The sequence below is a fragment of the Spirosoma montaniterrae genome, assembly GCF_001988955.1.
Classification (GTDB): Bacteria; Bacteroidota; Bacteroidia; order Cytophagales; family Spirosomataceae; genus Spirosoma; species Spirosoma montaniterrae.
Genome location: NZ_CP014263.1, coordinates 384,316 through 403,815 on the forward strand (window position 1 = coordinate 384,316; position 19,500 = coordinate 403,815).

The 19,500-nt window shown below is 51.5% G+C and carries 20 protein-coding genes; 8 read left to right on the forward strand and 12 right to left on the reverse strand.

All coding sequences use genetic code 11. From position 1 onward, the window contains the following. Nucleotides 1-173: 173 nt before the first annotated feature. On the forward strand, nucleotides 174-1,292 hold the full coding sequence (locus tag AWR27_RS01635) for an ATP-binding protein (protein WP_157579056.1): 1,119 nt from the start codon (nucleotides 174-176) through the stop codon (nucleotides 1,290-1,292). Nucleotides 1,293-1,319: 27 nt separating this feature from the next. Continuing rightward, on the forward strand, nucleotides 1,320-3,191 hold the full coding sequence (locus AWR27_RS01640) for an ABC transporter ATP-binding protein (RefSeq protein WP_077129583.1): 1,872 nt from the start codon (nucleotides 1,320-1,322) through the stop codon (nucleotides 3,189-3,191). Nucleotides 3,192-3,351: 160 nt separating this feature from the next. On the opposite strand, the gene AWR27_RS01645 is transcribed toward AWR27_RS01640, so the two are convergent. The 4 genes from AWR27_RS01645 to AWR27_RS01660 are packed head-to-tail and all read right to left on the reverse strand — an operon-like array spanning nucleotide 3,352 to nucleotide 6,198. Continuing rightward, nucleotides 3,352-4,563: an SGNH/GDSL hydrolase family protein gene (locus AWR27_RS01645; RefSeq protein WP_157579059.1), complete on the reverse strand. Its 1,212-nt coding sequence runs from the start codon at nucleotides 4,561-4,563 to the stop codon at nucleotides 3,352-3,354. A 44-nt stretch (nucleotides 4,564-4,607) separates the two neighbouring features. After that, nucleotides 4,608-5,255, reverse strand: a complete 648-nt coding sequence (locus tag AWR27_RS01650) for an alpha/beta hydrolase (protein WP_077129585.1) — start codon at nucleotides 5,253-5,255, stop codon at nucleotides 4,608-4,610. Nucleotides 5,256-5,258: 3 nt separating this feature from the next. Next, nucleotides 5,259-5,792 carry a DUF4442 domain-containing protein gene (locus AWR27_RS01655; RefSeq protein WP_077129586.1) on the reverse strand — a complete coding sequence of 178 codons (534 nt, stop codon included), beginning with the start codon at nucleotides 5,790-5,792 and terminating at the stop codon, nucleotides 5,259-5,261. 4 nt (nucleotides 5,793-5,796) lie between these two features. Next, entirely contained in the window at nucleotides 5,797-6,198 is a 402-nt protein-coding gene (locus tag AWR27_RS01660) for a MarR family winged helix-turn-helix transcriptional regulator (RefSeq protein WP_077133737.1), read from the reverse strand. 83 nt (nucleotides 6,199-6,281) lie between these two features. On the opposite strand from AWR27_RS01660, the gene AWR27_RS01665 reads away from it, so the two are divergent. The 3 genes from AWR27_RS01665 to AWR27_RS01675 all read left to right on the forward strand — a co-directional run bounded on the left by AWR27_RS01665 (nucleotide 6,282) and on the right by AWR27_RS01675 (nucleotide 7,973). Then, nucleotides 6,282-6,815 carry a DinB family protein gene (locus AWR27_RS01665; protein WP_077129587.1) on the forward strand — a complete coding sequence of 178 codons (534 nt, stop codon included), beginning with the start codon at nucleotides 6,282-6,284 and terminating at the stop codon, nucleotides 6,813-6,815. Nucleotides 6,816-6,834: 19 nt separating this feature from the next. Then, a complete protein-coding gene (locus AWR27_RS01670; protein ID WP_077129588.1) occupies nucleotides 6,835-7,362 on the forward strand; it encodes a YdeI/OmpD-associated family protein in 528 nt (175 codons plus the stop codon). A gap of 125 nt (nucleotides 7,363-7,487) precedes the next feature. Beyond that, a complete protein-coding gene (locus tag AWR27_RS01675) occupies nucleotides 7,488-7,973 on the forward strand; it encodes a hypothetical protein (RefSeq protein ID WP_077129589.1) in 486 nt (161 codons plus the stop codon). 110 nt (nucleotides 7,974-8,083) lie between these two features. Here AWR27_RS01675 and AWR27_RS01680 read toward each other — a convergent pair whose 3' ends face one another. Together AWR27_RS01680 and AWR27_RS01685 are read right to left on the reverse strand one after the other, a co-directional pair. Then, a complete protein-coding gene (locus AWR27_RS01680; RefSeq protein WP_077129590.1) occupies nucleotides 8,084-9,004 on the reverse strand; it encodes a tryptophan 2,3-dioxygenase family protein in 921 nt (306 codons plus the stop codon). Then, entirely contained in the window at nucleotides 9,004-9,300 is a 297-nt protein-coding gene (locus AWR27_RS01685) for a hypothetical protein (RefSeq protein ID WP_077129591.1), read from the reverse strand. The genes AWR27_RS01680 and AWR27_RS01685 overlap by 1 nt, the downstream gene beginning before the upstream one ends. A 143-nt stretch (nucleotides 9,301-9,443) precedes the next feature. Here AWR27_RS01685 and AWR27_RS01690 point away from each other — a divergent pair, with 143 nt between their 5' ends. Next, on the forward strand, nucleotides 9,444-11,417 hold the full coding sequence (locus AWR27_RS01690; RefSeq protein WP_077129592.1) for a DUF262 domain-containing protein: 1,974 nt from the start codon (nucleotides 9,444-9,446) through the stop codon (nucleotides 11,415-11,417). Nucleotides 11,418-11,451: 34 nt separating this feature from the next. Then, complete coding sequence (locus AWR27_RS01695) at nucleotides 11,452-12,156, forward strand: SDR family oxidoreductase (protein ID WP_077129593.1); 705 nt, start codon at nucleotides 11,452-11,454, stop codon at nucleotides 12,154-12,156. A 78-nt stretch (nucleotides 12,157-12,234) separates the two neighbouring features. On the opposite strand, the gene AWR27_RS01700 is transcribed toward AWR27_RS01695, so the two are convergent. Both AWR27_RS01700 and AWR27_RS01705 read right to left on the reverse strand, forming a co-directional pair. Then, the gene (locus AWR27_RS01700; protein WP_077129594.1) at nucleotides 12,235-13,206 is read right to left on the reverse strand and encodes an aldo/keto reductase; all 972 of its coding nucleotides are present in this window, start codon (nucleotides 13,204-13,206) and stop codon (nucleotides 12,235-12,237) included. A 366-nt stretch (nucleotides 13,207-13,572) separates the two neighbouring features. Further along, the gene (locus AWR27_RS01705) at nucleotides 13,573-16,158 is read right to left on the reverse strand and encodes a M14 family zinc carboxypeptidase (protein WP_077129595.1); all 2,586 of its coding nucleotides are present in this window, start codon (nucleotides 16,156-16,158) and stop codon (nucleotides 13,573-13,575) included. Nucleotides 16,159-16,246: 88 nt separating this feature from the next. Here AWR27_RS01705 and AWR27_RS01710 point away from each other — a divergent pair, with 88 nt between their 5' ends. Continuing rightward, nucleotides 16,247-16,573 (forward strand): putative quinol monooxygenase, encoded by a 327-nt coding sequence (locus AWR27_RS01710; protein ID WP_077133738.1) that lies wholly within the window; start codon nucleotides 16,247-16,249, stop codon nucleotides 16,571-16,573. Between the two features lie 222 nt (nucleotides 16,574-16,795). On the opposite strand, the gene AWR27_RS01720 is transcribed toward AWR27_RS01710, so the two are convergent. From AWR27_RS01720 to AWR27_RS01735, 4 genes are all read right to left on the reverse strand, one after another. Beyond that, nucleotides 16,796-17,080 carry a hypothetical protein gene (locus AWR27_RS01720; protein WP_083732722.1) on the reverse strand — a complete coding sequence of 95 codons (285 nt, stop codon included), beginning with the start codon at nucleotides 17,078-17,080 and terminating at the stop codon, nucleotides 16,796-16,798. Between the two features lie 47 nt (nucleotides 17,081-17,127). Further along, nucleotides 17,128-17,604, reverse strand: coding sequence for a hypothetical protein (locus tag AWR27_RS01725; RefSeq protein ID WP_157579065.1), 477 nt, complete (start codon nucleotides 17,602-17,604; stop codon nucleotides 17,128-17,130). 63 nt (nucleotides 17,605-17,667) lie between these two features. Beyond that, entirely contained in the window at nucleotides 17,668-18,234 is a 567-nt protein-coding gene (locus tag AWR27_RS01730; RefSeq protein WP_077129598.1) for a Crp/Fnr family transcriptional regulator, read from the reverse strand. After that, nucleotides 18,218-19,468, reverse strand: a complete 1,251-nt coding sequence (locus AWR27_RS01735; protein WP_077129599.1) for an MFS transporter — start codon at nucleotides 19,466-19,468, stop codon at nucleotides 18,218-18,220. Before AWR27_RS01735 ends, AWR27_RS01730 begins: the two co-directional genes overlap by 17 nt. Nucleotides 19,469-19,500 lie beyond the last annotated feature (32 nt).

Genomic DNA, 19,500 nt, shown 5'->3' on the forward strand with positions numbered 1-19,500 from the left:
GGATGTTAATCTTGTGTAAACCATTTAGTGAATGGTTTCCCGAAATGATTATTGCTTCGGGAAATGTGCATAAGAAAGGGAAAACATTTTGTTGAATGATAAGATAATCTTGAAATTCATCCTATTTTTACGAGTGTACTCAAAGAAATAAGCTAAGTTTTGTGATTAGACGCATGATAGCTCCATTGATTACAAAGGATTTGTATCAGGGAAAAGCGATTATTCTAACGGGACCCCGGCAAGTGGGTAAAACCACTCTACTTCGGGAACTGGCTCAACAGACGCAACAGGACACGCTTTGGCTCAACTGCGATGAACCCGACGACCGTGCCGATCTGGAAGGAGTTGGCAGTACGCAACTTCGGGCATTGGTTGGTACGCATAAATTGGTACTTATTGATGAAGCACAACGGGTCAGCAGTATTGGTTTGACACTGAAACTCCTGGTCGATCAACTGCCTGAGGTGCAGGTGATCGCTACGGGTTCATCGGCTTTAGAATTAGCTGGCGGCATTAGCGAACCCCTGACCGGGCGCAAATTTGACTACCGGCTGCTGCCATTCTCAACGCAGGAAATGGCCTATAGCATATCAGCCCGCGATGAACAACGTTTGCTGGAACAGCGACTTATTTACGGCTTTTACCCGGAAGTCGTACTTAATCCATCGAACGGCGAACGCCGATTGGCCGAACTGGCTGATAGCTATCTATACAAAGATATACTCCGACTGGCTGACATTCGTAAACCAGCCGTATTGCAGAAGTTGCTGATTGCTTTGGCATTGCAGATTGGCAGCGAAGTTTCTTACCATGAATTAGGACAGACCGTTGGCACCGACCCGGCCACCGTTGAGCGGTACATTGGTTTGCTGGAGCAAACATTTGTTGTGTTTCAGATAGGGGCGTTGAGTCGTAATCTGCGGAATGAACTAAAGAAAAGCAAAAAAGTATTTTTCTACGACAACGGTATCCGAAATGCTATTATCAAGAACTTTAATCCGCTCTCGTTGCGGGCTGATGTAGGGGCGTTGTGGGAGAATTTTATGATTGCCGAACGCGTCAAAGCGAACGCATACGCCAACCGACGACCTAATTACTATTTCTGGCGCACCACGCAGCAACAGGAAATAGATTGGCTCGAAGAGGAACAGGGTGCGTTACGGGCGTTTGAGTTTAAGTGGAATCCCAAAGCAAAAGCTCGCTTCCCGGCTTCGTTTCGGGCGGCTTATCCAGACGCCAGCACCAGCGTTGTCTCGCCCGACAACTACATGCAGTGGTTGCTATCGAACTAATCCCTGCATAGCCTTGTCTTTTTACGTATGGCAAAGACGACAACTACCCACGAAGCCGGGCCACCCAACGGCGTGGTGCCAACGGATAAAAAAGACGACCTCAACTGGCGCGAACGATTTGCTGCCCTCGGCAATTTACCCGCCTTTTTTAGATTGGTCTGGGAAGTGTCGCCGGGGTTGTTCATCGGCAACGCAACCCTGCGGCTTATTCGGGCGGCTATTCCGGCAGCAACGCTTTATATCGGTAAACTCATTATCGATGAGGTCGTTACGCTCACTGAGGCTAACGGTAACAGTGACACGCGCTACATATGGTATCTGATAGCGGCTGAGTTCGGACTGGCAATTTTATCGACCGCATTAGGCCGGGCCGTGTCGCTGATGGATGGGCTGCTGGGCGATTTGTTCGCTAACCGCACGTCGATTCGGTTGATGGAACACGCGGCCACGCTCGATCTGGAGCAGTTTGAAGATGCCACGTTCTACGATAAACTCGAACGCGCCCGGCGGCAAACCACGGGCCGAACGGTGCTACTGTCGGGGGTGTTTGGGCAGGCGCAGGAGCTAATCTCCGTTGGCTTTCTGGCGGCTGGTCTGGCTGTTTATAATCCCTGGCTGTTATTGCTGATTCTGGTGGCCGTAACGCCCTCGTTCATTGGCGATAACTATTTCAACCAACGCAGCTATTCGCTTTCGCGTTCGTGGACACCCGAACGGCGCGAACTCGATTATCTTCGTTATGTGGGCGCAAGCGACGAAACGGCTAAAGAAGTGAAAATCTTCGGCCTATCGGGTTTTCTTATCGACCGATTCCGCACGCTCTCGAACGAGTTTTTCCAGAAGAACAAAGCGTTAGCCATTAGTCGGGCAGGGTGGGGCGTATTGCTGACGGGGCTTGGCACGGCGGGCTATTACGGTGCCTACGTCTGGATTGTGATGCGGGCCGTAAATGGGCAGATTTCGCTCGGCGACCTTACGTTTCTGGCCGGGTCGTTCCGGCAGGTGCGGGCGTCGCTCGAAGGTATTCTGCTGCAATTCAGTAGTTTGACGCAGGAAGCCATTTATCTGCAAGACCTGTTCGATTACTTTGCCATTCAGCCGAGTATCGACTCACCCGCCGTTACGCGTCCGTTCCCGAATCCAATCCGCGAAGGATTCGTATTTGAAAACGTTGGATTTAAATATACCAACGCCAACCGCTGGGCCTTGCGAAACCTGAGCTTTACGCTTCAGGCGGGCGAAAAATTGGCTCTCGTCGGCGAAAACGGCGCGGGTAAAACCACGCTCGTCAAACTACTCGCCCGGCTCTACGACCCTACCGAAGGCCGCATTCTGCTCGATGGTTACGACCTGCGCGAGTACGACCTGCTCGAACTCCGGCGCAATATCGGCGTCATCTTTCAGGATTATACCCGCTTCAAAATGTCGGCGGGTACGAATATTGCCGTGGGCGACATAGACGAGCGTACCAACCGTCCGCGTATTCAGGCGTCTGCTGAGCGTAGTTTGGCCGATATGGTTATTGCCAAACTACCCGATGGCTACGAACAGCAACTGGGCCGAAGTTTCAATAAAGGCGTCGAACTGTCGGGGGGCGAGTGGCAGAAAGTTGCGCTGGGGCGGGCGTACATGCGTGATGCTCAGTTAGTTATTTTAGATGAACCCACTGCCGCCCTCGACGCCCGCGCCGAGTACGAAGTGTTTCAGCGGTTTATCAAACTGACCGAAGGCCGCTCGTCGGTAATTATTTCGCACCGGTTCAGTACTGTGCGTATGGCCGACCGGATTTTGGTATTGGAAAACGGCACCCTGCTCGAAATTGGCAGTCACGCCGAACTTCTCGAACACGATGGCCGCTACGCCGAATTATTTGGCCTACAGGCGCGGGGGTATCAGTAGCGGGTAAATTTCGACCCACTGAGTTGTTCGGGACTTATGTCCCGAACGCATTAACAGCGGACGTTTGTCCGCGTATAAAACTTGTTTGGCTAAGGCGGACAAACGTCCGCTGTTAATGTGGTCAGGATAAATATCCTGACCAGCCTTTTTTACTAAGGGGTTAATAATCAGGCGTAAATGGCGTTGCCGTTTGCAGAAACGCGTCGCTGATGGCGTTGGCCCAGAGTTGGGCGGCTTTTTCCTGACCCGACGCGTTCAGGTGAATACCGTCGTAGCGGTCGGTGGGTTGTAGACCCGCGTCGTAGTCGGGGCCGCTGTAGTTGCCGGGCTGGTCGGCTACGGTTTGCTGCACCTGTCGGATGTGCCGTTGCGGGTCGGTAGTCAGAAACGGCGTTTGGCGGTTAACAACCACCGGTATTGTAAAACCAAGCTGAGTGCGAGCCTGTTGAATGATGCCCTCGTAGAAACCAATTAACTGCATCACATCTTTATTTGGAAAATCGTTTTGCCCGTGATCGGCCAGAATTGCCCGAACACCCGTTTGCGGGATGTAGTTGATGAGCGCGTTTTTCAGGTTTGCGTAGGGCATCCCGATAGCCGAACGTACAAAGGGATGCGTGAACGGAACACCCTGAGCCGACTGCCACCACATGGCCAGATTGGTGCCGCCGAAAGCCGCGTTCAGCACCAGAACCGGCACCCCCGTTCGCTGAGCTACTAATTCAGCAAATCTTGACCAGAAATACGGTCCTTTTCCGTAAGGTGCCGGCGCCACGCCCTCACCAAATTGGGTAAAATTCAGACTGGGCAGGTCGTTGGGCGAACCCGTTTGGTTATACCGTTGGTGTTGAAGCGAATCGGTGAGTGGAATCGCCGTGGCCCGGTCGTCGGTGGCGGCTGGTATGGCGTACTTGTCTTCGGAAGCCGCCACGGAATGGCCCATAACCAAAAACACCTCACCTGCTCCTACGCGCCCGACGGTCCAGTTGGCAAGTATAGTGCTATCGTCTGAGATGGCTTGAACATCAAGCTGATACCACCCTCCAACAACGGTCAGCGATCCGGCGAAGGTGGTGGCTTGTGGGCTTGTAACAATTGTCCAGCCGGTGGTTTGGCCGCCGTTGAGTGCCGTAGCGCGGGCCTGAATCCGACTGGTTTGGGCGGGGCAAATGCCGCGAACGGGCAAGCGGGCGCGATTGGCGGTATCGCGCTGAACCACCATACGGTTGAGCGGTAAGCTGAGTTGCGCCTTTACGGGTAAAGAAAGACACAGAAATAAGCAGAAGAGAAAACGTTGCCAGATGACGTACACCTCATTGTAACGAAAAACGCCTGACTTGTTGTGCCACCGGTCGGCATAGTCTGCCGCCACAAGCGCATCCGGCTTAGCAACGACTACGCCGAATCGCGCTAAACTTATATTAATTTACCCAGCACCTCTGGCTCTACGCGGTGGGTGCCATTATAAGCCGTTAGTTGCAGGCCGGGCACGTCTTCCTGCATCCGGCGCATGTAGGCTGCGGCATCGGGAATATCCTTGATAAATTCATCCTGTCGGCCATATACGTAATGCGTATCAACAGCCGCAAGTTTAATCGGGTCGATCACATCGGTTAGGCCGTTTGGAAAGAAACCCGCCCATAGAATGAGCCTGTTGGCACTAACGTGGCCGTGGTTGAGCCATCGGCAGGCGGTAGCGGCCCCCTGCGAAAAACCCAGCAGTGTAATGTGCAGTGTTTGGGGCGAATGGTTCGCCAGCACGTGGTCGTAGAGTGTGTTCAAATACGCCAGAAAGTCGCTGATTTCGTGATCTTTATCTTCACGCGTAAGCCACGACGCCCCCACGCGCTGGTATTCGCCATTGAGGTAGAGCCGCGATAAACCCTCCGGCACAACAACGAACGTCTTCTCGTCGATAAAGCCGGTGAATTTTTGACTGAAATACCGCGCTAACTGCCCGAATCCATGCAGACAGAACCAGACGTGCGTAGTTTGTTCGGTCAATTGGCCGAGGGTATAATAGCGGGCTGTGCGCTGTACGCTAATGTGGTGTTCGTGGGGCATAAGCTACTTTGTCTGGAACCGTGACGATTGCCGGTCGTTCTTGTGTTGTTCGTAAAAAGCCTTGTCAGCAATGTAACACAGCCGTTCGATTTCGGCGTGAACAACGCCCGCTTTATCAACCCATTGCAGTGCGAATGTGCGTTCGGTTTGGCCGTTGGCTGCAACGTCGTGCCGGATGCCATTCAGCAGGTCATCGGTCAGTTCGTAGCGCATAAAAAGGGTAGAGCGGCCCGGCTTCCGAAATCGAATACTGCCCGCTTTATCCCAGACCACATAAGACCGGCCCAGAATCTGCAACAGCATAAGCATATAAAACGGGTCGGCAGCAGCAAACATACTACCGCCGAAAATAGTGCCGACGAAGTTGTAGGTCCATGCGTTCCGACGCAGACGCAGATGTACCTCGCGCCAATCGCCCGACCAGAATAGAATTTTGCCGCCCGTACCGACATACATCGGATACCAGTTCATGATCGTTCGGAACCACCACGATTTGAACGACTCCCGGCGCGTAGTTTGAAGAAAGGCTGGTTTCATGAGGCTACCTGTTTTCCAGCAGTTTATCCGAAAATACCGTCAGGCCATCTACGGCATCAGGGCCGAGTTCTTCACGGATTCGCTGATTGAGCGTTTTCCAGATTTTATGACAGCGTTTGGCAAGCGCGGCCCCGTCGTCGGTCAGAAACAGGCCCTTCCGGATGCTGTCGGTGAGCCAGCCGTTTCGTTGCAGCAATTGTACGTCGCGGCTCATGGCCGACTTTTCGATTTGCAACCGTTTGCCAAGTGCGCCCTGCCGGATGCCCGGTAGCCCGAAGATGTGCATCAGGAGCGCGGCCTGTGCAAACGTTACGCCCTCAGCGGCAAAGGCTTCGTTATAACGGCCCGTGATAATGCGCGACAGCATACGGAGCCGACCGGCAATGCAGTACATTTCAGCGTTCATGTTGTAAAGATTAGTTAAAAAAGTTGCATATACAACTTTTATTTTTAAAATTTCCGCCGTTTTCATCAAAACCCGAAAAAGCCATGACTTTTGAAGCCACCAAAATCGAGCTTTCCAGTAGCCTTCAGACCATTACCGACCTGTTGCCAACATTAACCGACAGCGATTGGAGCCGCCCGCAAAACGGCAAATGGACGGTAGGGCAGGAGTTTGAACACCTGCGCGTATCGACGCAGGGAACCGCCTTTTTGCTCAGTCCCATGAATCGAACCGCGTGGCGGGCAAACGAGCGCGAATCCCGTTCCTACGATACGATTGTTGCCGAATATAAAGCAGCTTTAGCCGCACGGGGGCCAATTACAAACAACGCATTCGGTCCAACGGCGGATTCTGACCACCTGACCGTGGCGAAGCAGGCTGAACGCTGGCAGCAGGTCGTTGAGCAACTGAGGAGTGTAGTCGCGAGCCTGCCTGAAACGGAATTAGATGCGTACACCGTCTGGAAACATCCGTTGCTGGGACCGCTGACGGGCCGCGAAATGCTCTATTTTACAGCGTACCACGCCCGGCACCATCACGCCAGCCTAACCCGCAAGCAGATGGATGTACATTTGTGAAAATGACGCATTTTGCAGCATGATACAGTTTACCGCGCTCCTTCAGAAATTCGATCAGAAAGGCGAAAAAACCGGCTGGACGTACATTGAGATTCCGGCGTATGTAACCGACGCGCTTAGCCCCGGTCGGCGCACATCGTTTCGGGTGAAAGGCCAGTTAGACAATCTTGCCATTCGGTTAGTGGCTCTGCTCCCGATGGGCAAAAACGGCGATTCAGACGCTGCGTTCATTATGCCGATCAATGCCGACATGCGCCGGAGCATTCGCAAAGAAGCGGGCGTTTCGGTGCAGGTCGAACTGGCGATAGACACCGACCCGCTGCCGGTTTCCGACGATTTGCTGGCCTGTCTGGCCGATGAACCAGCCGCGCTGGCGTTTTTTCAGACGTTGCCCAAAAGCCATCAGGTATACTATTCCAACTGGGTTGAAGAGGCTAAAAGCATCGATACTAAAACCAAACGCATCGCGCAGGCTGTTACGGGTATGGCAATGGGCTTAGGTTATGGCGAAATGATTCGGTATTTTAGAAAGCAAAAAGCTGATTGACAAGGTGTAATCAGGAGCAAATAAACTTCAGAATCAATCGTTGCTTATCCTGAAGGTCGTTCCTATCTTTCGCGTAAATTCGTAACCCCGCAATTGTTTGCCCAACTGTACAAACCATTACTTCGATGAAGGCCCTCTATATTTTTGTCCTGTCTGTATTGACGTTTACGGCCTGCAATCGGCAAAACGATGCCGCCGTTCAGCCCGACCGCGCCCGGCGCATGGCCGGAACGTACCAGATCAGTCTGCTAACCATGCAGGCCGGTTCGCAGCCGTCGGTATCGGTGCCGATGCCGCTCCAGTACAATGGTCAGCCATTGCTGTCGGGAGCCATAACCATTACCCGCAAGTCGGAAAACAGGGTCGATGCTACGGTAGCGATGACCGTCAATAAAAGTGCGATCCCGGCCAACGTTGACCCGGCTCTGGTGCAGGATCAAAGCTATACCAGTGAGAATCTGGAAATCCGCGACAACGGTACTGGCTACGATTTATTTGTTGATGGCGATAAAATTGCCCGCTTCGACGACAACACCTTCACCATTCAGCGGGTGGTAGCGAATCCGCAAACGGGCGAGACGTATAACGTTGGTTTGCAGGCTAAAAAGTAATGATATGTAGCTGTTCGGGACTTATGTCCCGAACCTATTAGCTGCGGATATTCATCCGCCAACTAACTATCTGAAGGCGGACGAATGTCCGCTTTTAGTTTGTTCGGGACTTATGTCCCGAACAGCCGACCCCAGTTTTCTCGCTCTTGCAAAGACCAGAGCGTTGGAAAAAATATGCGCTGTTGCTGAACGGGTGGGAGGTAGGTTTGCCAGTTGGTGCCGCCCGTAGCCCGAACAGCATCTGGTTCTTTCTGCAAATACTGCACCGCCGACCGCAGATGCGCCAGTTTCCAGCGGACGTTTACCCGGTGGTCGTATTCGCGCAGGGCGTCGCGGAGGTCGTTGGTAGCTTGTCCGTCCTGTTCCAGTTCCTGAAAACGCCGGTTAAGATTTGTGGTCTGGTAGTTCTCGGCCAACCGAACGAGCGATGCGCCATACTGCTTATCGAACTGCCGCAGGGTCAGCGTTTTTTGCTGCGTAGCCAGTTCAGTGGCTCCGCGTTTCCAGTAGATATAGTCGTATTGGTCGGCAAGGGTATTTGCATTGTCGGCTGGTTCGGTGAGCAGGTTCTGAAAATCGGTCGAGACGATTTCGATTTGCCGGAACTGCACCGATTGAAAGCCGCTCGATGGCAGCAACGCCATTCTGAAGTTCAGAAACTGCTCGCGTTCCATGCCGGTAATCATGACCCCGAACGAGTCTTCGAGCAGGCCGAAGTAGCGGTTGATGCGCTGCATTCGGGCCGTGAAAAACGCACTGGTGAGTGGTTGGGTTTGGGCAATCTGCGCGATTTCGTGCAGAATGAGCTTGAAGTATAACTCGGTGATCTGGTGGTAGGTAACGAAAATCAGTTCGTCAGGGTAGGCCGTTTTTGGGTTTTGGAGCGACAGTAGCGTATCGAGGTGGATATAGTCCCAGTAGGTCAGGTAATCGGCCTGGAGCAGTCCTTCGAGATACGAGGCCATATCCTGCCCCATCGCGGCAAATTTCTGTTCTAACTGGTTAAGTTTATCGGTCAGTGTTTCGGACATCATGGACGCTGTAAACGGGTAATTTCAGCCGCAATTTCAGGAATGATTTCGGGATTACCGATTTCGCCAACTAAGCTAAATACAATAAACACCTTACCGCTGAATTCTTCCTGAAACGACGCAAAGCCAGCTTTCATGCGCTCCGAAACCGAATAATTGCCAAAATTGGCCTTCGCTGTTGTCGGCTTTATCTGAATGCCAAACGCTTTTTCGCCCACAAAGCCGAGGTAATCGACGTCGCTCAGATAGCCAACATCTTGTTGTAGATCAATGTCTAATTTTATCATAGCGTCCATGATTTCAACAAAGCGAGCAGTGGGAAATAGTTTGGGGAGACCACAGCAAATAATGTGTTCCATGCTTCAATTTAGAGAGAATATACAATTGTCGGTATAAAATTTAAATATATTACGTATTTTCGCCCAACATTGTTGCAAAAATGCAAGCGAAAGAAACTCGGCTACGTCATATATTAGAAGGTCAGAATCAGTACGTTATCCCTTTATTCCAGCGTACATATAGTTGGGATGCTAAAGAGTGGCAAATATTATGGGATGATTTAGTAGAACTATTGGAAGGAGATCATTCACGAACTCACTTTGTCGGGTCTATCGTTAGTATGCCAACTATTTCAGTACCCGAGGGAGTTGCAAAATATTTGCTTATAGACGGTCAACAACGCGTAACAACCGTTTTCATACTACTCACGCTTCTACGCAATAAAGCTAAAGAAGTTGGGGAGGGACGACTGGCTGATGAGATTGAAAACACTTTATTGGTAAACTCATACCAAGACGGCGAGGATTATTACAAACTTATGCCTACTCAGGTAGATAGAGTGGCATATAAAGCAATACTGAAAGGGACGCATAAAGATTCCGACAGCCAGATACAACGCGCATATGATTTTTTTGCTCGAAAGTTTAGTCAGAAGAAGCCGGATATTCGTAGGTTAAAAGAACTGATACGGACTAATTTGTCGCTGGTTAGCATCGTTTTGGATCCTGATGACAATCCTCATCTTGTTTTTGAAAGTCTCAATGCCAAAGGGCGGCCTCTAACCCAGTCCGACTTAATTCGTAATTACTTCTTCATGCGCGTTCATGTTTCTCAGCAGGAGGTAATATATAGTAAATATTGGCAACCCATGCAAACAAGATTAGGAGATAACCTAACCGAGTTCATACGCCACTTCTTAACTCGAAAAGGTGCAGTAGTCAAACAGTCAGATGTGTATCAAATTTTAAAAAGCGAAGTTTCGGTCACTAACGCGTTAGAGTATCTAGAACAGTTAGCTCGGTATTCTGAGTATTACAAAAAGTTGCTCGATCCTGCTTTAGAGATTAATAGCAGTATAGAAAATTATCTTCGGAGGTTGAATAGAATCGAGGTTACAACAGCATACCCGTTGCTATTAAACCTTTATTCTGACTATGAAAACAAACACCTTTCATCAGGAGATTTTGTGCAGATGCTACAGGTCTTGGAAAATTATTTGATTCGAAGATTTATATGCGGATATGCAACAAATCAGCTGAACAAGATTTTTCCTGCTATTTATCAAACGCTTGATAAAAACCCGGAGGGGCCAGTCGAAGGTTTGAAGCAAGTGCTCCACACGAAAGGTTATCCCAAAGACGCAGAAGTACTACTACGATTGAAGGATGCTAAACTATACGGAGCAGGAGATCGACTCAATAAGACACGTTTAATTTTAGAAACGTTAGAAGACGAGTTCGGCCACAAAGAGAAAGTCTCTTTTTCTAATTTAACTGTGGAGCATATAATGCCACAAACCTTGACCAGTTGGTGGCAAAATCACTTAGGGACTGAATGGCAGGATACACACGAACTTCTTCTCCATACAATAGGCAATCTCACTCTAACTGCCTATAATTCAGAGCTGTCTAACGACAGTTTTATTGCGAAAAAAGAGCGTTTTGCTCAAAGCCATCTTGAACTTAATGCTTACTTTGAAAACATTCTTGGATGGAATAGCGAACAAATCGAGAGACGATCAGAAAAATTAGCCTTAACAGCTATAGCTATCTGGCCATATTTTGGTAGGGATGAGACAGAGCAGGAATTGGGGCCAGTTACTGGAAGTACCCCCACTCGTTTGTTTATTTTGGGAGAAGAGTTTGAGGTTAAATCCTGGCGGGATGTGCTCGAACACACGCTTAATACAATTGCTTTTCTCGAACCGGAAAAGTTTAGTATAGTGGTAGAAGAATTACCGCATTTTATCTCAAAAAACAATGCAGTATTGCGTAGTGAACGGCAGTTGAATAACGGTTATTTCGTTGAGGTAAATTTGTCTGCTAGACGTATTGAGAGACTTTGCATTCAAGCAATTCAAACGGCAGAGCTGACTATTGACGATTGGAAGGTAACGTTTGTTAGGGGGCACTGAGACTATCTTTAGGGAAGTCTGTACTTTTGCGGCCATGAACATCGAAGATAAAGTCATCATTATTTCGGGGGCTTCGCGCGGAATTGGCCGGGCAACGGCCCTGCTACTGGCCCGGAATGGCGCACACGTAGTAGTCACGGCCCGCTCGGCAGAAGACCTCAAAAAGCTCGAAACCGAACATGCTAACATCGTCGGCGTAGCGGGCGATGTTGCCAACGAAGCCGATATGCAGGCCGTCGTACAAACCGCGCTCGACCGTTTCGGACGTATCGACGTGGTGATTAACAATGCGGGTTACGGCATCTTCAAGAACGTAGACGACATCACGGTGGACGAGTGGGATGCTATCATGGCAACCAATGTGAAAGGTACGTTTCTGCTCACTAAAGCCGCCTTGCCCACGCTAAAAGCGCAGGGTTCGGGACATGTGGTGGTGGTAGCCTCCGACGTAGCGAAGCGGACGTTTGCGGGAGGCTCGCTCTATACGGCCAGTAAATACGCGCAGGAAGCCTTCATGGGCGCACTGCGGAAAGAAGTTCGTCCGTTCGGTATCAAGGTGACGGGCGTGTATTCGGGTTTGGTCGATTCGCATTTCCACGAGAAAGGACACGGCCACGAAACCTCCAAAAACTGGCTCAAAAACGAAGACATGGCCGAGTCGATGCTGTTCATCATCAGCCGCCCCGCCCACGTGGTGATTGATGAATTTATGGTCCACCCGCTGGAGCAGGAGTATTAAGTTAAAAGTGAAAAATGAAGAGTGAAAAATGCTGCCGGAAGACATTTTTCACTCTTCATTTTTCACTTTTAACTCTCCCTACTGGCTCCACTCCGTCGGCTCCCGATCCCACCTGTGTTCCTTCAATTGTTCCAGCAGTTCGGCGGGTAGTCCGGCTCCGTCGCTGGTGGCGATGTTGGACTCTACGTTGCGGAGTTGGCGCATTCCGGGAATGGTCGTGTGTACGTCGGGGTTGCTCAGGATGAAGCGCAGGGCCAGTTCGGGCATGGTCATACCGGCGGGGATGAGCGGACGTAGCGCGTCGGCGTGTTCGACGCTGCTGCTGAGGTTTTCGGGTACGAAATACGTTGATCGCCAATCGTTTGGTGGGAACGTAGTGTTTTTGGTCAGGGTGCCGGTCAGCGTCCCTTCATCGAACGGGACGCGGGCGATGGTGCCGATGTTCAGTTCGCGGCAAAGCGGGAAGAGGTTGTCTTCGGGAGCCTGATCAAATATATTGTAGATGACCTGCACGGCGTCGATGAGGCCGGTACGTAGCGTGTTCAGACTGTTGTCGGGTTCCCAGCGGTTAATCGAGATACCCCACGCCTGCACTTTACCCTGTTGCGTCAGTTGCTGGATGGTTTCTTTCCACTCGTCACGCCCGGCCCAGTCGTCTTCCCAGACGTGAAACTGCATCAGGTCGATGGTCTCTACGTCCAGATTTCTCAGACTTTTCTCCGTGTATTCCACGATATAATCCGCCGGAAATACGTCGTCAATCTGGAAGCCGCGCCGGGAAGGCCACTTGCGGTTTTTGGGCGGAATTTTAGTGGCGTTGTAAAGTCGTTTGTTGGGGTGGTTTTTGATAAGCTGGCCCAGGATTTGTTCGCTGACGCCTTCGCCGTAACCCCAGGCGGTGTCGAAGAAATTACAGCCGAGGTCAACAGAACGGTCGAGGGCGCGGAGAACTTCGGCTTTTTCGGTGCCGGTCCAGCCCGCCAGGCCCCACATGCCGTAACCAATTTCAGAAACTTGCCAGCCAGTGCGGCCAAACGTGCGGTAGTGCATATTTACGAGGTACGTTAGGAGTGCATTATAGTGTATACAGCGATACAAAGCATCGGCAACCGGTTTTGTTTAGGGTTTGGCTATTGACTGATTCCACCTTCGTGCGAAATCCGCGATTTGCCAATCTGTATATAAAACATTTTCCTAACACAGAAAATACTGATTTTTCTCTGTGCAACTCTGCTTTTTACTCTGTGTTCTCTGCGTTTATATTACATGGAATCATCTCTGGCCTATTGCTGACGCGAGGGAGACGCAAAGGGTTGCGTCTCTACGCCGGATGGTTAACTGTAGAGACGCAACCCTTTGCGTCTCCCTCGCGTCAGCAATAGGCTACAATTAATTCAACAGGGTACTGAATAAAAATTACTCCTCTCCTTCCACACTCGGTACGGTCAGCACACTACCAAAAAAGAGAGCGTTTAGGAACAACTTGTTCGTCCCGTACCAGGTTGCCCGGAAGTTGGGGTTGTCAGCGAACAGGACCACGCGCCCGGCTCCGTCGCCACTTGCCAGAATAGCCGCCGACTTCGCCACGCGCTTCAGCGACGCCGGGTGCACGTAACCCCCGATGAGCGGTTTGTCGGTGTATTGCAGCACGGTATTATACGGGCTTTGGCTGGGTTGCAGCATCGTCTGACTGTTTTTGAAGACCGACATGCGCCGGTCTGTAAACCCAAACCCGATGGGGTGGCTCAGGTCAAGATCGGCCTGGAAGATGCTGCCGCCGAGGGCTTTGGCTCCTTCGTAGTTCGTGGCTTCGTCGTAGTTGTAGCGGAGTGAACGGCGAGTAGTGTCGGCGGCTAATAGCTTTTCTTTCGTAAGTCCCTGTTTGATAGCCCATTCGGTGGCCGTTTTGAGCGTAATCAGTGTGCCGCCACTCTGCACCCAGGCTTTTACCTTGTCAGCAATAGTTTTATCGTTCGGATACGCGCCCGATACCATAATGAGCGATGTATAGCGGTTAAGGTTTGTGCGGGGCAGGTTGCTCAGGTCTAACTTTGTAATGGGCATACCTACGCGCTGATCGAGCAGGTGCCATATTTCGCCCGCTTCGTAGGCACTTACGCCGGGGCCTACCAGCAACAGTGCTTCGGGCCTGCGTAGTGTACGCACAGCGTTGCTGCCCAGATCGATGCCCTGCGCACTGAACCCCGACTCAACGCCCCGCACGGCTATGCCTACTTGCCTGCTTACGCGGCTAACCAGTCGAAACAGCGAGTCGGCAGCGAGAGTTTGCTGCTGAACGGGTATTACCAGTGTGCCGTAGCCAAACGCCCGATTTTTGTTGCCTGCCTTGACTGTGAACGGTTTAAAGCTGGTTTTCACGATGGCTCCGCCCGTTTGCAGGGCATACAGGGCGCGGTAGGCGTTGTAATCGCTGACATCAACCAGATAGGCGTAGGGGCTGCGGTCAACGGGCGGCACAGTGGCTGTGAGCGGCCCGGTAATGGCTTTGCCAAGGGGTAGGGCAGGGGCTGCCCCTTTACTGGTAGGGGTGGTTAGTTCGGCATGGGGCAGGCCAAACGCATGAATCAGCGACCACGTAGAAGCATCATAAAAAAGACTGTCGGAATACGTTATCTGCTTCTCAAACGCCGACCGCACCATCAGGTAATTTCGCTGATCGGTGGGCACTACGTAAGCCTGCCCTTTGCGGAACGTTCGTCCGCCCGCCGTCAGGTCGCGGTCGAGTTCATACGTGTCGATCTGGTGCCGACGTAGCAGGTTCACAAATGCGTTGGTGCGAGTCTGGTCGGCGGGGTCGCCAAAAACGTAGCCCTTAACGGTGCTTTGTTTAGCCTGGTTAGCTGCTGCCGTGAAGAAATCCCGGCGCAGTTTCAGCAGCATCGGTTTTTCAGCCATCGACGCCCGCAATGTTGCCAAAGCCGCCGTTAACTGGTTACGAATCGTAAATGCAAATGTGATCGGCACGGTTGTGGTTTCCTGTACAAACCCCCGCGCACTCGCCTGCTCGAACAGAAATCCGGCTCCGCCATAGAAATTAGCGTAGCTGGAGCCGTAGCCGGGGTAAAGCTTGTCGAAAGTTTCTTTGGTAAAATACAGCGACCCGATGCCATTCATGGCCTTCGCGAAGTAGTTGCCGAAAGTTGGATAAACCGTGTCGTATAGATAGGCGGGCACCACGGGGTTGTTGCTGCTGTTCTTGCCGGGGTCGAAATAGAACGTAGCGTTGGTGCCCATCTCGTGATGGTCGACCACCACGTAGGGCATCCACTGGTGAAACCACGCTACGTGGGCCTGTGCTTCGGGATGAGCGCACAGAAACCAGTCGCGGTTGGGGTCGAACCAGTAATGATTCATGCGGCCACCGGGCCATATTTCGTTGTGTTCGCGGTCGAGCGGGTCGGCTACCGACGATTCGCTCTTGTGCATATTGGCCCAATTGGCAAAGCGGTCGCGTCCATCGGGGTTCAGAATCGGCTCCACAAATACGAGCATTTCGCTGAGCCAGCGTTTCACTTCATCGCTTTCCGAAGCAGCTAAGTAATAGGCTGTTAGCAACGTCGATTCACCGCCAGATGGCTCATTGCCGTGTACGTTGGCGCCAATCTGGACAACCAGCGGTACCTCGTCGCCCCCGGCGGCTGTAGCACGTTTGAGGTGATTTTGCCGGATAGTTTCACGGTTTGTGTAGTTAACGGGGCTGGTAAACAGAGCCATAATAAGTGGCCGATGTTCGTAAGTTTGGCCGATGGTTTCAACGTGCACACGGTCGGAGAGTCGGGCCAGTTCGCGGAAGTAGGCCACCATCTGATCGTAGCGGGTCATGTGCGAACTGAGCGGGTAGCCCAAAAACTGTTCGGGCGTCGGGATGGCCGGATTTAGCGGGCCGGGGTTGTTGGCGAAAAAGTAATTGGTTTGGGCCTGTGTCAGACAACTAACAAGGCAAAGGCTGAGAAAAAAGAGGTTGCGTAGCGATTGGCGCATAGTTGACGAAAATTTTGCGGGAAATCGGAAGATAGACATTTCGCCGAAAAATCGTAAATCGTACCCCGAATTCACGTTAAAATATACTATGCTCGTTCGTATTGTTCGGATGACCTTCCGGCCCGACGCCTTGTCCGACTTTCAGGCCATCTTCGATGCCTCTAAACACCGTATTCGGACGTTTCCGGGCAATTGCCACCTGACACTGCTCCGCGACCCCAACAACCCCGCCGTGCGGATGACCTACAGTTTGTGGGTGTCTGCCGACGCGCTTGAAGCCTATCGCCAAAGTGAGTTATTTCGCACTACCTGGGCGGCCACAAAAGTCTTGTTTGCCGAGCGGGCCGTAGCATTTTCGGGAGAAGCGTTGGAAGAGGTGGAAGTAGTTACAAGAAACGTAAGTTCTCAAAATTAATAGCGTTCATTATCACAACCAATCAAATTACTGGCTTCGGTCAAGATGTTGGGCGTAGTATATAGAGGGTGCCGAAATCTCTGTACAAAAGATTTAAGTATTGAAAAATCGTCATTAGTATATTTGCTGAGTCGTTTGTGGCTGCTGATGCGTTTTGGATCAACTGACCCAACTACCAGCAAAACAATTAGATTGGTATCAATTATCAGTCCCCGGCTATCACTAAACAGGCGTTGATTCATTACTAAACTCTCTTATTTTCATAGATTCAACTTCACCAGTAGTAGAGTTGATACGAAAAACCTTAAATCTTCTTTTCATTTTTGGTTGAAGGAACGCCACAGTCTGAGAGTCGTTTTCCACTGGGAAACTCAACGTAATGAGCCATACCTGCTGCTCAGGCTCGTACTCTACTTCTTCAATAAGCTCGCCCTGAATCTCCGGATATATGTCCCGATAAAAGTTCAAGGCACTCTTTGCCGCTTCTTTTACGCCTACAATTTCCATAAATCTGTCATTTATTCGTAAAACTAAGCAAACCTGAGCAAAAGTTCTCAGCGAATAGCATCGCGTACCCGGATGGTGTACCATAGCGATAGCCCGACGCAAATCAGCCGAACTCCGTTGCCAAGCATCCAGATTAAACCCTTGCGGTGCGCTTCGGTTTCGGTAAGCGTCAGTTGGCCGATAAACAAATCGAGATTCAATGAAAGTACAATCCAGGCCGTTAGCACGAGCGCGATTGTGCCCCAAATAGCCGCCCGCCCTAAGTCCCGACCTGCCTGCTGCCGGGCGGGATTAGCGGTGAAGCAGCATACAATCAGCACGATAACGGCTACTTGTGTGATGGGCACATAGTAATGATATTGAATAACTACGGTGTAATAACGGTTGTATGCTTGTAGCACGTCGAGGGGAGCCACTAACCAATTGGGCATTAAAATCACCTCTTCATACAGATTGCCGAAGAACCAGAGTGCCAGGCCAAACAGAGCGAAATTGAGCCAGCGGAGCGTTGTTTGCGTTTTCATGGGGGCAAAGTTCCGCTGTGGAGCGATGGCAAAAATTGCCAAAACGCAAGAAAAGATATAGCCTCATCGCTTTTTGCCCCGAACCCGGCTCAACGTGTGTGGCGTAATGCCCAGAAATTCGGCGATGAATTTGAGGGGAGCGTTTTGGAGTAGGATTTTCTCGCGGCTAATGCGTTCATAACGGGCTTCTGCCGATTCGGCCTGGAACGAGACAATCGTATTAATCAGTTGAACACTAACATCTTCCCAGAGTTTGCGGCCAAACTCCTGCCAAATCGGCTTTCTACCATACAGGTATTGCATGTCGGAATGGGCAACAACAAGCAGGGTCGTATCGGCCAGGGCTTGTACCGAAAAACGGGTAGGACGCTGGTCGCGAAAGCTGGCCAAATCGCAGAACGATTGCCCATCGACAGCTAACCAGGCTGTATGCTCCTGCTCGTCGGGCGTGGTCTGGAAAACGCGCAGGGCACCGCTCTCGATAAATACAAATTCGCCATTGATCTGCCCCGGACGGAGGTAAAATTGCCCTTTCGCCAGCGTTCGTCGGTGGGTTCGGCTGCTGACTTCGGTCCAGTCGACATCGGTCAGCGGCACGTAGGTTTCGATAAAATCACGCCAGATTTGCATCGTCACTCGTTTTCGGTTGCTGCGTGTTCCAGGCCATCACTGCCACCATTGCCAGACAGGCCGCGAACCACGCAAACGGGAGTCGTAAATCGAGCAGCGACAACGCGCCGAACACGAGCGTAGTGCCAAAACTGGCAAGTCCCTGCAACGCCTGATTGATACCGAAGATTTCGCCCCGGTCGTCGTCGCTTGTGCGTTGCGCCATCAATCCCTCAATCAGCCCCTGAATCAGAGAGAGCGTCAGGCAATCGAGCGTAACGAGTATGTATAACCAGACTACCGACGTACCAATCAGGCCGTAAGCTGCCAGCACGGGAGCACCCAGACCGGCCAGCCAGATAATGGCCCGACGCTGGTTGATGCGGTCGGCTGCGTAGGTGTAAAATACGTAGCTGATGACTACGCTCAGCGCACCGAAATACATGAAAAAATAGGAGATGCCCCTGGCGTCTAAGCGCAGTTCGCCGAAACTGGCGTAGGTGACGAAGTAGAAATAGTAGCCGGTACTGAACGTTAGGGCCAACTGCATCAGTACCAACTGTTTCAGCCCCGGATACTTTTGGTTCTTTGCCAGTAGCCTCATCCAGAGCGTTTGCACGTTTAGGGATTGCATCACTTCGACTTTCAGCACAGCGGTATCAACGCCGTTGCCCGATTGGCTCGGTACGTTCGCCATTGTCTCGCGTAATGTCCAGCTCAATAGCATATTCAGTGCCGACAGTATCACGGCCATCAGCACTACCACCCGCGCCTGTTCGCCATCGACCACATCGAATACGGTCAGCAGAAAACCCGCAGCCGCCGGGCCGATTACAAAACCGAGCGAGATAATGGCCCCTTCGATGCCGAGGTTTTTAAACAGTTCATCTTTGGGCGAGATGTCGGTAATGGCCGAGCGCACGGTGGCATACATGCCGTTGGTCAGGCCATCGCTCAGCCGGTTTGCCAACTGTGACCCCAGCCGAACCGGCAGCAGCAGACAATCGGCCAGAAACGTGCCAATGGCCGAAATAATAAAAATAGGCCGACGCCCGTAACTGTCCGACAATTTACCCAGCAGAGGAGCCGAAAATAGCTGAACGCCCAAAAACAAACCCGTACCGAGGGCCAGCCAGAGTTGTGGGTAGCTATGACCTTTTACAAACTCGGGCAGTACCGGCCCAATGGCCGAGCCAACGATAACGTCGATAAAAATAATGGCGTAAATATGTAACAGTCGGCGGTCGCGGAACATACAGGTGTAGGCTATGTTGTAAAGCTACGACG

Bases quoted from the DNA above. Each gene is read 5' to 3' on its own strand.
- AWR27_RS01635 (WP_157579056.1), top strand. From the start codon at position 174: ATGATAGCTCCATTGATTACAAAGGATTTGTATCAGGGAAAAGCGATT.
- AWR27_RS01640 (WP_077129583.1), top strand. From the start codon at position 1,320: ATGGCAAAGACGACAACTACCCACGAAGCCGGGCCACCCAACGGCGTG.
- AWR27_RS01650 (WP_077129585.1), bottom strand. From the start codon at position 5,255: ATGCCCCACGAACACCACATTAGCGTACAGCGCACAGCCCGCTATTAT.
- AWR27_RS01655 (WP_077129586.1), bottom strand. From the start codon at position 5,792: ATGAAACCAGCCTTTCTTCAAACTACGCGCCGGGAGTCGTTCAAATCG.
- AWR27_RS01660 (WP_077133737.1), bottom strand. From the start codon at position 6,198: ATGAACGCTGAAATGTACTGCATTGCCGGTCGGCTCCGTATGCTGTCG.
- AWR27_RS01665 (WP_077129587.1), top strand. From the start codon at position 6,282: ATGACTTTTGAAGCCACCAAAATCGAGCTTTCCAGTAGCCTTCAGACC.
- AWR27_RS01670 (WP_077129588.1), top strand. From the start codon at position 6,835: ATGATACAGTTTACCGCGCTCCTTCAGAAATTCGATCAGAAAGGCGAA.
- AWR27_RS01675 (WP_077129589.1), top strand. From the start codon at position 7,488: ATGAAGGCCCTCTATATTTTTGTCCTGTCTGTATTGACGTTTACGGCC.
- AWR27_RS01680 (WP_077129590.1), bottom strand. From the start codon at position 9,004: ATGTCCGAAACACTGACCGATAAACTTAACCAGTTAGAACAGAAATTT.
- AWR27_RS01685 (WP_077129591.1), bottom strand. From the start codon at position 9,300: ATGGACGCTATGATAAAATTAGACATTGATCTACAACAAGATGTTGGC.
- AWR27_RS01690 (WP_077129592.1), top strand. From the start codon at position 9,444: ATGCAAGCGAAAGAAACTCGGCTACGTCATATATTAGAAGGTCAGAAT.
- AWR27_RS01695 (WP_077129593.1), top strand. From the start codon at position 11,452: ATGAACATCGAAGATAAAGTCATCATTATTTCGGGGGCTTCGCGCGGA.
- AWR27_RS01700 (WP_077129594.1), bottom strand. From the start codon at position 13,206: ATGCACTACCGCACGTTTGGCCGCACTGGCTGGCAAGTTTCTGAAATT.
- AWR27_RS01705 (WP_077129595.1), bottom strand. From the start codon at position 16,158: ATGCGCCAATCGCTACGCAACCTCTTTTTTCTCAGCCTTTGCCTTGTT.
- AWR27_RS01710 (WP_077133738.1), top strand. From the start codon at position 16,247: ATGCTCGTTCGTATTGTTCGGATGACCTTCCGGCCCGACGCCTTGTCC.
- AWR27_RS01720 (WP_083732722.1), bottom strand. From the start codon at position 17,080: ATGGAAATTGTAGGCGTAAAAGAAGCGGCAAAGAGTGCCTTGAACTTT.
- AWR27_RS01725 (WP_157579065.1), bottom strand. From the start codon at position 17,604: ATGAAAACGCAAACAACGCTCCGCTGGCTCAATTTCGCTCTGTTTGGC.
- AWR27_RS01730 (WP_077129598.1), bottom strand. From the start codon at position 18,234: ATGCAAATCTGGCGTGATTTTATCGAAACCTACGTGCCGCTGACCGAT.
- AWR27_RS01735 (WP_077129599.1), bottom strand. From the start codon at position 19,468: ATGTTCCGCGACCGCCGACTGTTACATATTTACGCCATTATTTTTATC.